The sequence below is a fragment of the Sphingobium sp. FW305-3-2-15-F-TSA7 genome, from assembly GCF_058787155.1.
In genome coordinates, this window is sequence record NZ_JBYSZM010000005.1 from 1 (window position 1) to 14,537 (window position 14,537).

Sequence of the window (14,537 nt, forward strand, 5' to 3'; positions counted from 1 at the left end):
AGCGGCCCAGCGCCCCGCCCGCCGCCCGCCCCGTCCAGGCTTCACGCGCGCTGGAGAATGCGATCCGGTCGCTCGGCGCGAATTTCTCGGGCAGCGTCGGCATCGCCGTACGCGATGTCCATCAGGACTGGCTGATCGAATATAATGGCCGGCGCCCAATGCCGCAGCAGAGCGTCAGCAAGCTCTGGGTCGCGACCACATTGCTCGACGGCGTCGACAAGGGCCGGATCTCGCTGTCCGACAGCGTCACCATCCGGCCGGAAGACCTGACCTTGTTCCATCAGCCGATCCGCGCATTGGTCGGCAAGGACGGCTATGTCACGACGATCTCGAACCTGCTCGACCGCGCGATGACGCAGAGCGACAACACCGCGAACGACGCGCTGCTCCGCCGCGCCGGCGGGCCCGAAGCGGTGCGCGCCTTTCTCGCGCGCAACGGGCTGACCGATATCCGTTTCGGCCCCGGCGAACGGCTGCTCCAGGCGGGCACGGCCGGCCTCACCTGGCAGCAAAGCTATTCGCGCGGCATCGCCTTCCAGGAAGCGCGCAACAAATTGAGCCGCCAGACGCGCGAGGCCGCGCTCGACCGCTATCTCGCCAGCCCACCCGATGGCGCGACCGCGGTGGGGCTGGTCAACGGCCTGGCCCGGCTGAAGCGCGGCGAGATGCTGTCGAGCCGCTCGACCGACTATCTGATCCAGGTGATGACCGAGTCCAAGACCGGGCCGAAACGCCTCAAGGGCGGGCTCGCGCCCGGCTGGCGCTTCGCACACAAGACCGGCACGGGCCAGGAACTGGGCGGGCGGGCCACCGGCTATAACGACATCGCCCTGCTCACCGCACCCGACGGCCGCACCTATGCGGTCGCCGTGATGATCGGGGAGACGACGCGGCCGATCCCCGAACGGATGAGCCTGATGCAGGCAGTGACGCGGGCGATCATCGCGAACAACTGACGTTTGGGTCACTCCGCGCGTCAATTCAACCTGCACCGTTTGTCCCGAGCGAAGTCGAGGGACGTTGGGGACCGTGCAGCGTGTCTCGACTTCGCTCGACACGAACGGGTTTAGCCCACAGGCTCAACTCTTACGCGCCAGCCTAACCCTCCGCCTTGTCCCCGCGCCGCACCGCCGCGGTGGTTGCCGCCACATCCATCGTGACATTGCCGACAGTGCGCACCAGATCGGGGATCATCTCCACCGCGACCAGCAGTGCCAGCGGTTCCAGCGGCACACCCATCGCGGCGGCGATCGGCGCGATCGAGGTGAAGAAGCTGATCTGTCCGGGCAGGCTGACCGATCCCATCGTCGTGACGGCCGCGACGACCAGGCCGGTGGCCAGCACGCTCGGCGTCAGCGGGATGCCGAACCAGTGCGCGATATAGATGGCGACCGCCAGGTTCATCGCCGGCCCGGTCGCGCGGAAGATCGCGACCGCGATCGGCAGCGGCACGCCCGCGGTCTCGGCCCGGATGCCCAGCTTCTCGCAGCTCTTGAGCATCGCGGGCAGTGACGCGAGCGAGCTTTGCGTCGAGATCGCGACCGCCTGTGCCGGCGCCACCGCGCGGATAAAATCGCCCAGCCTCACCTTGCCGCCGAAAATGGCGAGCGGATAGGCCATCGCCCAGACCACCACACCCGCCAGGCTGACGACGATGACATAATGCGCCAGCGCCCCGATCGCGGAGGTGCCGGCATTGACGCCGACGACGAAGGCAAGCGCGATCACGCCGATCGGCGCGATCAGCAGCACCCAGCCGACAATGACCAGCATCGCCTGTTCGATCGCGGAGAAGAAACCGACGATCCGCTCGCGCGCCTCGGTGCCCAGCCGCGTGACCGCGATCGCGAACACGGTGACGAACAGGATCAGCGGCAGCATTGAATCGCTCGATGCGGCGGCGGCGATCGGGTTGGTCGGCACAATCGTGCGCAGGAAATCGAGAACGCTCGGCGCCTGGCCGACGCTTTCGGTGCGCGTGCCCAGCGCCGCGCTCAGCGCCTTGGCGGATTCACCGGGGATCGGCCAGAGCTGGAGCACCGCCGGCACGAGCAGCGCCGCGATGGTCGCGGAAAGCCACAGCACGATCGCGAACAGGATGACCGAGCGGAAGGCCAGCCGCCCGCCCCGCGCGCTGTCCGCGGTCCGGGCGATACCGGTGATCATCAGCGCGACCACCAAGGGCACGATCGTCATGCGCAGACCGTCAAGCCATAGCGTGCCGATCGGCTCCGCCACCTTGGCCAGGTCTCCCCACCCCGTCTGCCCTGCGATGATGCCGAGCGTGAGGCCGGCGACAAGGGCGATCAGGATGCGTGTGGTATTCGACATGACACAGGTTTAACGCGAAGCCGCATCGCGGCAAGCGGGAACGATGGCCTGGGCGTGTTCGTGCATATGCCCCCTAATTCGTTCTTCAGAGTCGGTCGCTATCACCGCTGCGCGAAGGACATTCCATCGTCATGCTGAACTTGTTTCAGCATCCAGGCCACAACCCGCACTGTTGCGTGGCTTTCGACATGGACCCTGAAACAAGTTCAGGGTGACGATGCGGGTCGCCTTGTCGACGGATTGGGCGTCGACCTAACCCTTGCACTGGCCATAGCCCGGCCCGCGCACCGCGCGGCCCGGCGTGGCGCCGGTATGTTCGCCGTCCTTGAGCACCTGCACGCCGTTGACGAAGACATGGCGCATGCCGGTGGCATAGACCTGGGGTTTTTCGAAGGTGGCATGATCGGTGATCGTCGCCGGATCGAAGATCGCGATATCGGCGAACAGGCCGGGCTTCAGCGAGCCGCGATCCTTGATGCCCAGGTTCGACGCGGGAAAGGCGCTCATCCGCCGGATCGCGTCGGGCAGGGTGATCACCTTTTCATCGCGGACATATTTGCCGAGCAGCCGCGCGAAATTGCCATAGGCGCGCGGATGCGTGCTCGATTTCAGGAACACGCCTTCGGGCGCCTGCGACGAGGCGTCCGATCCGAAACTCATGAACGGCAGCGCGACCTGCTTGCGGACATTGTCCTCGGTCATCATGAAATAGGTGGTGTCGATACGGCTGCCGTCCTCGATCACCAGGTCCATGGCGACTTCCTCGGCCGGCTTGCCACGTTCGGCCGCGACCTCGGCCAGCGACTTGCCGATATATTTGCGCAGCGCCGGATTCTTGAAACCGGTGAACTTCATATTGGCCGGGCCGACGCCGTAGAAATAATTCTCCCATGTCGTGGCAGGCTTCTTCATCTCCTCGGCCATGCGCTTGCGCGTCGCCGGATCCTTCATCCGCCCGATCCACGCCTCCAGCCCGCCATCCTGCGCCCAGGTCGGCATGGCCGCGTCGAGCCCGGTGGCGCCCGCGGGATAGGTGTACATGTCGGTGGTGATGCGCAGCCCCTCGGCGCGCGCGGCCTCGATCTTCGCGATCGCCTGGTCGTATTTCGCCCAGTTGGTCCGCCCCGCCATCTTGAGGTGATAGACCTCGGCCGGGGTCTTCGACTTGCGCGAGATCTCGATCAGCTCGTCGATCGATTCGAGCAGCCGGTCCCCTTCGGACCGCATATGGCTGATATACATGCCGCCGCATTTGCCCGCCTCGGCGGTGATCGCGATCAGCTCGGGCGTTTCGGCATAGGTGCCCGGCGCATAGATCAGCGAGCTGCCCACACCCATTGCCCCCTCGTCCATCGCCTGACGCACCAGCGCGCGCATCCGGTCGAGTTGTTCGGGCGTCGGATCGACATCCTTCTCGCCCAGTTCGTGGACACGCACCGTCTCCGCGCCGACGAAACTCCCGAAATTGGTCGAGACGCCCTTTTTCTCGAGAAAGTCGAAATAGCCGCCCAGCGTGGTCCAGCTGACGGGGAAATGCTCATCACCCTGGCGGCGCTCGGCAGCGGCCTTCATTTCCGGGCTCAGCGGCCCCATCGAACTGCCTTCGCCCATCACTTCCAAGGTCACGCCCTGGCGGATGTCGCTCTGCGACTTGCCGTCGATGATCAGCGAGACGTTCGCCCAGCTCAGCATGTTGATGAAACCCGGCGATACCGCGAGCCCGCGCGCATCGACTTCGGTCTTGCCCTTGCCCTCGACGCGCGGCGCGACCGCGACGATCCGGTCGCCCTTCACCGCGACGTCGCCGGTATAGCCGTCACCGCCCGAGCCGTCATAGATCGTGCCGCCGCGGATCACGACGTCATAGGCCGGGGGTGCTCCGGCGAAGGCCGCGGTGGTGGAGCAAAGGGCGAGGAGGAGGAGCGGGGTGCGTTTCATGGAGCCAGCCTAGCCGGGTTTTCAGGATTGGCAATTATCGAGCGCGACTGGAGCAATGTTTTTCCATTCGAGCAATCGACGCGTTCGAGCGACACGAAACCACGCAGCGTCTTGTCGCCCGTCGCCCCTCAACCCATCTACACCGTCGCGCGCCCGCTTGCGCTTCAAGAACAAATCTGGAACAAACCGGCCCATGCTGACTCATATTTCGGTGCGCGGCGCGCGCGAGCACAATCTGAAGGGCGTGGACGTCGAGATTCCGCGCGACACGCTCACAGTGATCACCGGGCTGTCGGGCAGCGGCAAATCGTCGCTCGCCTTCGACACCATCTATGCCGAGGGGCAGCGCCGCTATGTCGAGTCGCTGTCGGCCTATGCGCGCCAGTTCCTCGAACTGATGCAGAAACCCGATGTCGATCATATCGAGGGGCTGAGCCCGGCGATCTCGATCGAGCAGAAGACGACGAGCCGCAATCCGCGCTCGACCGTCGCGACGGTCACCGAGATCTACGATTATATGCGCCTGCTCTGGGCGCGTGTCGGCATTCCCTACAGTCCGGCGACCGGTCTGCCGATCGCGGCGCAGACCGTCAGCCAGATGGTCGATCGCGTGATGCAATTGCCGGAGGGCACGCGCTTCTACCTGCTCGCCCCCGTCGTGCGCGGCCGCAAGGGCGAGTATCGCAAGGAATTGCTCGAATGGCAGAAAGCGGGCTTCACCCGCGTCCGCATCGACGGCGAATTCCACGACATCGAAAGCGCGCCGGCGCTCGACAAGAAATACAAGCACGACATCGAAGTGGTGGTCGATCGCATCGCGGTCCGCGAGGGCATCGAGACGCGGCTGGCCGACAGTTTCGAAACCGCGCTGAAACTGGCCGATGGCCTGGCCTATACCGACATGGCCGACGGCCCGGTGCCTGGGCGCGAGACCGCGGGCGCCGATGGCGGCGCGATGAAGGGCGCCGGCGTGCCCGAGAACCGCATCGTCTTTTCGGAGAAATTCGCCTGCCCGGTCTCGGGCTTCACCATCGCCGAGATCGAACCGCGCCTGTTCAGCTTCAACGCGCCGCAGGGCGCCTGCCCGGCCTGTGACGGGCTGGGCGAGAAATTGCTGTTCGACGAGGATCTCGTCGTCCCCAACCATGCACTGAGCCTCAAAAAGGGCGCGGTCGTGCCCTGGGCGAAATCCAACCCGCCCTCGCCTTACTACATGCAGGTGCTCGCCAGCCTCGCGCGCGAGTTCGGCTTCTCGCTCGAAACCCCGTGGCAGGACCTGCCGGGCGAAGTGCGGCTGATCATCCTGCACGGCACCGGCGGCAAGCCCGTCACCCTGCGTTTCCAGGACGGCCGCAAATCCTATGAAGTGAAAAAGGCGTTCGAGGGCGTGATCGGCAATCTCAATCGCCGCATGCTCCAGACCGAAAGCGCCTGGATGCGCGAGGAACTGAGCAAATATCAGTCGGCCGCGCCGTGCGAGGTGTGTGAAGGCGCTCGGCTCAAGCCCGAGGCGCTCGCGGTCAAGATCGCGATGACCGATATCAGCACGGTCACCCATATGTCGGTGGTCGACGCGCTCCCCTGGTTCACCGATCTGCCCAACCATCTGAGCGACCAGCAGCGCGCGATCGCCGAGCGGATCCTGAAGGAGATCGTCGAGCGCATCGGCTTCCTCAACAATGTCGGGCTCGACTATCTCAATCTCGATCGCACCAGCGGCACGCTGTCGGGCGGCGAATCGCAGCGCATCCGCCTGGCCAGCCAGATCGGCAGCGGGCTTTCGGGCGTGCTCTACGTGCTCGACGAGCCGAGCATCGGCCTGCACCAGCGCGACAACGACATGTTGCTGGCGACGCTGCGCCGCCTGCGCGACCTCGGCAACACCGTGCTCGTCGTCGAACATGACGAGGATGCGATCCGCACCGCCGACCATATCATCGACATGGGGCCAGGCGCGGGCGTCCATGGCGGCGAGATCGTGGCGCAGGGCCGGCTGGAGGATATCCTCGCCAACGACAACAGCCTGACCGGCGACTATCTCGCCGGCCGCCGCGAAGTGCCGGTGCCGGCCAAGCGCCGCAAGGGCACGGGCAAGAAGCTGACGGTGCACAACGCGACCGCGAACAATCTGCGCGGCGTCACCGCGTCGATCCCGCTCGGCACCTTCACCTGCATCACCGGCGTCTCGGGATCGGGCAAGTCGAGCTTCACCGTCGACACGCTTTATGCGGCATCGGCGCGCGCGCTCAACGGCGCGCGCATGGTCGCGGGCAAGCATGAGAAGATCACCGGGCTCGAACATCTCGACAAGGTGATCGACATCGATCAGTCGCCGATCGGCCGCACGCCGCGATCGAATCCGGCCACCTATACCGGCGCCTTCACCAATATCCGCGACTGGTTCGCCAACCTGCCCGAGAGCGAGGCGCGCGGCTACAAGCCCGGCCGCTTCAGCTTCAACGTCAAGGGTGGCCGCTGCGAGGCCTGCACCGGCGACGGGCTGATCAAGATCGAGATGCACTTCCTGCCCGACGTCTACGTCACCTGCGACGTCTGCCACGGCGCACGCTACAATCGCGAAACGCTGGAAGTGAAGTTCAAGGGCCGGTCGATCGCCGACGTGCTCGACATGACCGTCGAGGACGCAGTCGAATTCTTCAAGGCGGTGCCGCCGATCCGCGACAAGATGGCGATGCTCGCCGAAGTCGGCCTGGGTTACGTCAAGGTCGGCCAGCAGGCGACGACGCTGTCGGGCGGCGAGGCGCAGCGCGTCAAGCTCGCCAAGGAACTGAGCCGCCGCGCGACGGGCAACACGCTCTACATCCTCGACGAGCCGACCACCGGCCTGCATTTCGAGGATGTCCGCAAGCTGCTCGAAGTGCTCCACGCGCTGGTCGAACAGGGCAACAGCGTCGTGGTGATCGAGCATAATCTCGACGTCATCAAGACCGCCGACTGGATCATCGACCTGGGCCCCGAAGGCGGCGTCAAGGGCGGCGAGATCGTCGCCGAAGGCACGCCGGAGAAGGTCGCGGAGAATCCGCGCAGCTTCACCGGCAGCTATCTGAAGCCGCTGCTGGTGCGGGGGAAGAAAGCACCCGCGAAGGAACTGGCGCTGGAGGGCGAGGCGGCGGAGTGAATTTGTCCGTGTCGGTTTCTCTTCGCGGCATATAACCCGACAGTCGATGCCGGCGTCATGCCGCCCGAAAAATGCGTTCGGCCCCCGGGTCTTTCGTATCGGCCCGCTCGTTGGACAACTTCCTCTACCTGAAGGAAGATTTTCCATGACCGACACCAGCCACGACATCCGTACGCTCAATTCGCTGATCGCCACGACGATCGACAGCGTCGATGGCTATACCGAAGCCGCCAAGGATTCGGATAGCGGCCGCTTTGGCTCGATCTTCACCGATCGCGCGTCCGAGCGTCGCCAGGCCCTGACGCTGCTGCAGACCGAAGTGACCCGCCTGGGCGGCAATCCCGAAGATGACGGCACCGCGCTCGCCGGCGCACACCGCATGTTCCTCAATCTCAAATCCGCCGTGCTGGGCAAGGATGAAAAGGCGATCGTGAACGAAGTCGAACGCGGCGAGGATCATATCAAGGCGAAGTTCGAGGATGCGCTCAAGGATGACGATCTGACGCCCCAGACCCGCGGCGTGATCGAACAGGCCTATGGCTCGGTCCGCCAGGGCCATGACCAGATGCGCGACCTGAAGCATTCGATGGAAGCCGCGAGCTAAGGTTTCCGGCTTTTAGTTCAGCCAATCCCCCTCCCGCTTGCGGGAGGGGTTAGGGGTGGGTCTGTTCGGACCTAGCGCCAATTGGCGTGGACCTTCATCCTATTGGACGAACTCGAAGCTCGTCGGATAACTTCCCCAGTCGCCGGTGCTGACGCCATTGGCCTCGCTGCCCGCATAGCTTGACCGCCCGGGTACTGCGCGCATCGTGACGGTGCCGCCGCGCGGGCCGATCAGGCCGGCGTGGAGCGCAGCGCGGCAGATCGCGGAGTCGGTCGTATAAGGTCCGCTGCCCCAGACCGAACCCGAAGCGGCGGCTTCGGCCGGGCAGCGGCAGGTGAGCGTCGTGCCCGCCGTCGCCAGCACGCCGGCGCTGGCCGGACAGATCGCCACCGTCGTCTCGGGATAGCCGGGCGAAACCGAATTGGCGGCGGTGGCGCGCGCGACGACGAAGCTGCGCGACCATGATCCCCAATCGCTCGATGCCACGCCGCGCCGCGTCGATGCGGCATAAGCGCTGCGCCCCGGGCGAGCGTCGACCCGGATGGTGCCGCCATCCTCGCGCACCGCGCCGGCATGGAGCGCCGACCGGCAGAGTTGCGAATCATCGGTATAGATATCCGACCCCCAGACCGAACCGGCCGCAACCGCCTCGGACGAGCAATGGCAGACCAGAGTCTGGCGACCGGACTCGAGCTTGGCGGGGCATTCGCCGGGCGGCATAGGCTGCGCAGCGACGGGATCGGCAAATGTCGTGGAAACGGCCGCCCCGAAAACCAGTGTCGCCGCGGCAAGGGCAATGCGTATCATGCAATGTCTCCCCAGATTTCCACCGGAGGCTAACATTGCGGGGCCGGAACGACAAATCCGGCGGCGCGATCGGGTGGCGATCGAACTGCAGCGATCATTGCGTCACCCGTCCGTTCAGCGCTCGACCTCATAGAGGAACATCCGCCGCTCCCCGGCCGTTCAGTCGTGCAGCACAGGAGACCGCGCATGACCATCGACAACAGCCAGATCAGGCAAGCCTTTGCCGAGGCGCAGCAGGAGAAGGGCCAATCGGGCAGCCCCGGCGACGATGGCCGGATCGGTGCGGGTCCGGAGGATGACTTCGCCGATGACGGCTATGACGACAGCCAGCGCGCCGAGATCCTCGAAGCCGAAAGCCTGGGCCCACGCGGTGCACGTGGCGTTGTGCAGACCGACATCGTTCCCGACCTGGGCGGCGGCGATGCCGATGACGACGAGATCGAGGACGATGGCGACCGCGCGGATCGCATCGAGGACACCGACGAACCCTTTACACGCGAGGATTGAAACGCCCGCGATTTCAACCGCCGCGGAAGACCCGGTTGGGCAGCACCGCGCGCGGCTGGTGCGGCGGCATATAGGTCGCCAGCAGATCGGCGCGCGCCACCGGCTTGCCGGCACCCGGTGCGATCGGACGACGCGCACTTGAATCCTGTGTGGGCATCGTCATCGCGCATCCCTCCGATTGATGTTCGTGAAGGGCAAACAGCCGGGTCGGCCGATGGTTCAAATCGCTGCAGCGCAGCGAAGATTATCGCGACGCAGCACTCTCCGCACCCGCATCGACGCGCGTCAGCCGGTACATCGGATAAGTGCCATAGCGCTTGGCCAGCGCGATCCGCCCGACATAGCGGCATCGGAACGCATCGGGCGCCTCCAGCGTCAGGATCGCCGCGAAGGGCTCGGTGACGAAGACCGCGCCGGGCGGCGTCACCGGTTCGATGCGCGCGGCGCGCGACACTTCGGTTCCGTAGAAATTGATGCGCCCGGTGATGCGATCGAGCGTGCGATAGGCCGGGCCGTAATGCACCCCGATCCGCATGCCGCCGCTGTGCGACAGGCCGAGCGCGCCATAATCGAAATCGCTTAGCCTTTGCTGGAGCATCAGCGCGATCTCCGCGGCGGCGGCGGCGCTCGACGCGACCGCATAGAGCGCGTCGCCCCAGCTGTTGCGGCACAACACATCGCCCTCGCGTTCGTCGAGCACATCGGCGACATGCCGCATCACGCCGTTCCAGAATGCCGGCAGCACCGCTTCGGCCAATCGCGAAAAGCCCGGAAAGTCGGTGAACAGGATCGCCGCCAGCGCCCGCTCGCTCTGTTCCTCCGCCCCCGCCGGCCGCGGCCTGAGCGCACGGTCGATCTTGCCCGGATCGACGACAAGCGTCGTCCCGCCGCGTCTGCGCCAGGTGGCGACGTCAGCGCCGGTGCCCGCCGATCCCGCCGCCGCCGCGCCATCCCAGATCGCGAGTTGCCGCGGCACACCGCCCAGATGCTGGGCGCGCAGCACCGCCAGCCCCATTGCGACACGGCTGCCATAAGCGAACTGATCGGGATCGCCGACATAGGCCATTTCGCTGGCGAAGGTCCGGCTGGCCGCCGCCGCCATGCAGCGTTCGAACCGTTCGACCCATCCAGCCCCGGCGGGCAGCACCGACTGGGCGATGAAATCGTCGCGCGCAAAGGGCAGGACGACATGGAGTTCGCCGCCGCGCGCCAGCACCGCCTCCGCGATCAGGATATCGCCGCCGGCCGCAAGCGCGCCATAAGCGAAGCCGACATCCTCCGCGGCCAGCCGCCGCCCGACTTCCGCGGCGAGAGCGGCTTCGGCGGTGGCATCAGCCACGAACATATGCCCGCAAAAATGGATCACGCGCGGCGGCCGGATCGCGTCCAGCAAGCGGTCGGCGGCATCCGCGTCGAGCCCGAGATGCGCGGCAAGCACGGCGAATTGCCGGCAGCTGGTCGACCGCGCACCATGATCGGCGCCGTCGAGCGCGACGGCCCGGCGCAGCATCGCCTCGCTCTCCGCGACATGCCCGAGGATGAGCAGCGCCTCCGCACCGGTCGCCGCCATATAATAGTCGCGCGGATCGCCGACCTGCGGATGCGCCAATATCTCCGTAGCGATCGCCCGAGCGGAATCGTCGCGCCCGCACAAGGCGGCCAGGCTGGCGGCGTTGATGCCGGGATAGGGATCGCCGCTGTCCACGAACAGCGCATGATAGGCATCGGACGCGGCGGCGAGCGCGCCCAGCCGGCGAGCGCCCGTCAGCATCGCCAACGCACGATCCTTGAGCAGGCGCGCGGCGATCGCGCGGTGATGCGGGTCGTCGGAGCGATCGAGACCATATTCGCCGAACAGCTCGGCTGCGCGATCGGCATCGCCCATCCTGGCCAGCGCCAGCACGAGCTGATGACGGATCGCCGGCGACTCGTCGCCTTCGCCGATCGCCGAGACGGCTTCGTCATAGGCCGCGATCAGGTCGCCGCGTGCGATCGCCCGGCGCGCGCGATCGAGCGCATCGGTCATCGGTTCAGTCCGCTGCCGCGTCCACGGGCCCGTCGTCCTGCACGCCAACCTCCTGCGCCGCCGCCTCTCGCGACAGGGCCGCGCGCTTGCGCAGCAGCTTGGCGGTGACGATGATCGCGGGCACGATCAGCGCGACGATGCCAAAGGCCAGGCCGAAGACCTCGCCCAACCCGGCATAGCCGTCGATCAGTTTCTTGAGCGGTCCCCAGCAGAACCAGATGGCGACGACCCAGAGCAGCGCACCGACATAGAGCGCCAGCCGGTTCTCCAGCACGATGCCGAGCCCGGCCAGGCCGCTGTCCGAACGGCCGGATTTGGTGCCCGATGCCGCGCGGAAGCGGGCAAGCTCCATCTCCGCCTGTTGCTGGCCCGTCCGGGCCTCGTCCAGCTCGCGGCGCATGCGCACCATTTCGCGTGCGCCGGTCGCGACTTCGCCCGATTGCGCCTTGGCCGTATCGACCTGTTCGGCCAGCTCGGCTTCGAGCGCCGCCCGCTTCGCGCGCTCGCCGGCAAGCTGCTGCCGCATATCGGGCATGGCGCGCTCGACGATGGTGTCGATCACGTCCGATGCCAGCGGATCGGCGGCGTAGCGTGCCAGCCAGCGTTTCCAGTCGTCGATGCTGCCCGTCCGGCTCAGCCGCGCATATTCGGCCAGCCCCGGGCGGCCGAGCAATTCGCCGATACGCGCGACGATGCCGAGCCACACCGGATTGTCGGTGCCTTCGGCGCCCGCCGGCAGCACCTCCGCCTGGATCGAGCGGAATTCGAGCGGCAGCTGGCAGGGCTCGAGCTGGACGGCGATCAGCCCGCTGCGTTCCTTGCCGGTGCGCGCCTCGTTGCGGACCCAGTCGGACTGGGCGGAGGTTTCGGACCAGAGCACAAGCAGCGCCTTCGCCGCTTCGATCTCACGCTCGATCTCGCGATCGAACGACGCGCCGGCGCCGATCCCGGCATCGAACCAGATTCCGACCTTAAGCGCGGCGAGCGCGTCGCGGATCGCGATGCACCGGTCGCGGTCGTTCCGGGAATAGCTGATGAAGATATCCGCCATGGCTGGGTCCTGCCTGTCCGGTTGAAAAGCGAGTATAGACCAGGCCGATGAGGCGGCAAGTGATCGCGGGCACAGCATGACGCGGGGAGCGAAAACACGACCCGTGCGAACCTCGTGCCCACGCCGCTCGGCAACGAGCCCGATCGCCATCACCGCCGTCGATACCGGCACGCAGAGGTTGCGCTTCGTCGCCGATGACCTTCTTTCGCTCCGCCGATCGGGTGACGCGGGCGCGATCGGCCGGCGGGTCTCAGGCGATCAGCGGGTCGCAACCGCCACGGCCGCGCCCGCCATCGCCGCGCCGCTCGTCCGGTTGAGCACCCTGATCGCGCGCGGGCTGGTGAACAGCCGCCGCGCGCGGACCGCGAGATAGATATAGGTGCCGAACACCAAGGCGAGAACCGCAAGCGTCGCGGCCACCAGTTCGAAATAACCCAGCATCGAAATGCGCGTGAGATCGATGATCGTCGGCAGCAGGGCGAGATAGAACATCATCGTCTTGGGATTGCTCAATGTCAGCGCGAGGCCGGCCAGAAACAGCCTGACCGGATGTTCGGGCCGCGCGTCCTGTTCGACATCGCGTGCGACGACCGGCGCCGTCCAGAGCTTCCAGGCGAGGTATATGAGATAGGCGATGCCAGCCCATTTGATCGCGACGAAAACCCCGTAAAAGGTCTGCGCCAGTGCGGCGAGCCCGACGATCGCGCAGGACAGCCAGACGACGTCGCCGATCGCCATGCCCGCGGTGAAGGCGACGGCGCCATTGGAACCGCGCCCGAGAACACGGGCGAGGATCGCGGCGATGCCGGGCCCCGGCGATACCGCGGCAACGAGAAGCGCGATCGAAAAGACGATGATCCCGGTCAGGTCCATGGCCGACTGCTCCGATGGTGGCAGGCCCTCACCTGCCTGTTCCGATGATGCAGGTGGCTTCGCATGGGTTGGTACGCCTCGCAAGCGTGAACAATCACGCCCGATCGCAAGATCCGCTCCCCAAAAAGGCCGGCTCGCGGACCGCAATGTCCACGAGCCGGCAGATCGCCCCCTCGGATCGACCTTGGGGCCAGAGTTCCGGGCACACTGGGACATACCCGGAACGCAATATGTCAGGGATTTGAAAGCGCAGGCTATTCGCAGGGATAGAAGCGGCCATCCCTGGCCCGATAGCTGTCGGTTCGCGCGTCGTAATTGCCATAGCGATCGAGACAGTAGCGACGCCGTTCGCGGCGCTCCTTCTTCTTCTTGTTGTCGCTTCCGATCGCAGCAATCACGCCGCCGACGATCGCGGCGCCGACGACACCCGCCACCATCCCGTCGGTCCTGGCGTCCTTGCGCCGTTCGCGCTCCCGCCAGCCACGCCGATCGCGATCGCGATCGCAATCACACCGTACCCGGTCCCGACCATGCAGCCCCCGGCAATTGTCGGAGAACGACGGCCCCATCGGTCGGGGCGGCGGCCGATGGCTCCAGCGCTGGTCCTGTCCATCTTGCGCGAACGCGGCGGAGGAGAGCGGCATGGCTCCGGCGAGCCAGGCAAAGGCTCCCACGGCAAGGGCGTATTTTCCGAGTCGAGCGACCATTTTTCTACTCCGGACTGACGGCCAACAGCGCCGTTTCCGGACAAGACACGATGGACATTGCGCATAGCTGGCGTTGCCCCGGGGGCGCTTTCCGGGTGCGCGCTCAGCAACCGAATCTCGGCTTTTCGAAATCATATATCAGCCATCCGTCCTCCACGCGGTTCGCATAGAAGGTGTAGAAGCACCGATCCGTCTCGGTGGTGCTCGGCGTATATTCGGTCTTGATTTCCGGATGCCGGTTTCCGCGCCCCTTGTGCTCGACACGGGTCGTCGCGGTGCCGGGCGTGGTGGTGGTGGATTCCTCGAGCCATTGATAGGCGCGCCGCCCGCCGGGCAAGTCTCTGACATCGATCGGCGGGCCATATTTGGCCATGACCGACTCCGGCGGGCGGCCGATATAGCCGCGCATGATGTCGGTCGAGCATCCGCCGACCATGAGCGTCGATACAAGCAGCAGGGCAATTCGGCCGGCAAACAATGTCGGACTCTGGCGTTTCATGAAACCTCGCAGTCGAATCTGGATTTGATCGCTGCACAGCCAACGCCATGAAGAT

Annotated in this window: 13 protein-coding genes; 4 read left to right on the plus strand and 9 right to left on the minus strand. The window is 66.1% G+C overall.

Features of this window, described 5'->3' with window-relative positions; all coding sequences use genetic code 11:
• A partial coding sequence (locus AC3WN8_RS04625) for a serine hydrolase (RefSeq protein ID WP_492668219.1) occupies positions 1 to 956 on the plus strand: 956 nt, incomplete at its 5' end.
• 142 nt (positions 957 to 1,098) lie between these two features.
• Here AC3WN8_RS04625 and AC3WN8_RS04630 read toward each other — a convergent pair.
• A complete protein-coding gene (locus AC3WN8_RS04630; RefSeq protein WP_492668220.1) occupies positions 1,099 to 2,331 on the minus strand; it encodes a dicarboxylate/amino acid:cation symporter in 1,233 nt (410 codons plus the stop codon).
• Between the two features lie 252 nt (positions 2,332 to 2,583).
• Positions 2,584 to 4,269 carry an N-acyl-D-amino-acid deacylase family protein gene (locus AC3WN8_RS04635; RefSeq protein WP_492668221.1) on the minus strand — a complete coding sequence of 562 codons (1,686 nt, stop codon included), beginning with the start codon at positions 4,267 to 4,269 and terminating at the stop codon, positions 2,584 to 2,586.
• 193 nt (positions 4,270 to 4,462) lie between these two features.
• Between AC3WN8_RS04635 and uvrA the strand changes: the two genes are divergently transcribed.
• Both uvrA and AC3WN8_RS04645 read left to right on the plus strand, forming a co-directional pair.
• On the plus strand, positions 4,463 to 7,408 hold the full coding sequence (gene uvrA / locus AC3WN8_RS04640; protein ID WP_492668222.1) for an excinuclease ABC subunit UvrA: 2,946 nt from the start codon (positions 4,463 to 4,465) through the stop codon (positions 7,406 to 7,408).
• Positions 7,409 to 7,553: 145 nt separating this feature from the next.
• Positions 7,554 to 8,012, plus strand: coding sequence for a PA2169 family four-helix-bundle protein (locus AC3WN8_RS04645; RefSeq protein WP_492668223.1), 459 nt, complete (start codon positions 7,554 to 7,556; stop codon positions 8,010 to 8,012).
• Positions 8,013 to 8,111: 99 nt separating this feature from the next.
• On the opposite strand, the gene AC3WN8_RS04650 is transcribed toward AC3WN8_RS04645, so the two are convergent.
• Positions 8,112 to 8,819: an LCCL domain-containing protein gene (locus AC3WN8_RS04650; RefSeq protein ID WP_492668224.1), complete on the minus strand. Its 708-nt coding sequence runs from the start codon at positions 8,817 to 8,819 to the stop codon at positions 8,112 to 8,114.
• 186 nt (positions 8,820 to 9,005) lie between these two features.
• Here AC3WN8_RS04650 and AC3WN8_RS04655 point away from each other — a divergent pair, with 186 nt between their 5' ends.
• Complete coding sequence (locus AC3WN8_RS04655) at positions 9,006 to 9,326, plus strand: hypothetical protein (protein ID WP_492668225.1); 321 nt, start codon at positions 9,006 to 9,008, stop codon at positions 9,324 to 9,326.
• Positions 9,327 to 9,339: 13 nt separating this feature from the next.
• On the opposite strand, the gene AC3WN8_RS04660 is transcribed toward AC3WN8_RS04655, so the two are convergent.
• From AC3WN8_RS04660 to AC3WN8_RS04685, 6 genes are all read right to left on the minus strand, one after another.
• A complete protein-coding gene (locus tag AC3WN8_RS04660; protein WP_492668226.1) occupies positions 9,340 to 9,489 on the minus strand; it encodes a hypothetical protein in 150 nt (49 codons plus the stop codon).
• Positions 9,490 to 9,570: 81 nt separating this feature from the next.
• Entirely contained in the window at positions 9,571 to 11,352 is a 1,782-nt protein-coding gene (locus AC3WN8_RS04665) for a tetratricopeptide repeat-containing protein (protein ID WP_492668227.1), read from the minus strand.
• Positions 11,353 to 11,356: 4 nt separating this feature from the next.
• Complete coding sequence (locus AC3WN8_RS04670) at positions 11,357 to 12,403, minus strand: TIR domain-containing protein (protein WP_492668228.1); 1,047 nt, start codon at positions 12,401 to 12,403, stop codon at positions 11,357 to 11,359.
• Positions 12,404 to 12,661: 258 nt separating this feature from the next.
• On the minus strand, positions 12,662 to 13,276 hold the full coding sequence (locus tag AC3WN8_RS04675) for a LysE family translocator (protein WP_492668229.1): 615 nt from the start codon (positions 13,274 to 13,276) through the stop codon (positions 12,662 to 12,664).
• Positions 13,277 to 13,530: 254 nt separating this feature from the next.
• A complete protein-coding gene (locus AC3WN8_RS04680; RefSeq protein ID WP_492668230.1) occupies positions 13,531 to 13,983 on the minus strand; it encodes a BA14K family protein in 453 nt (150 codons plus the stop codon).
• 103 nt (positions 13,984 to 14,086) lie between these two features.
• The gene (locus tag AC3WN8_RS04685) at positions 14,087 to 14,482 is read right to left on the minus strand and encodes a hypothetical protein (protein WP_492668231.1); all 396 of its coding nucleotides are present in this window, start codon (positions 14,480 to 14,482) and stop codon (positions 14,087 to 14,089) included.
• Positions 14,483 to 14,537 lie beyond the last annotated feature (55 nt).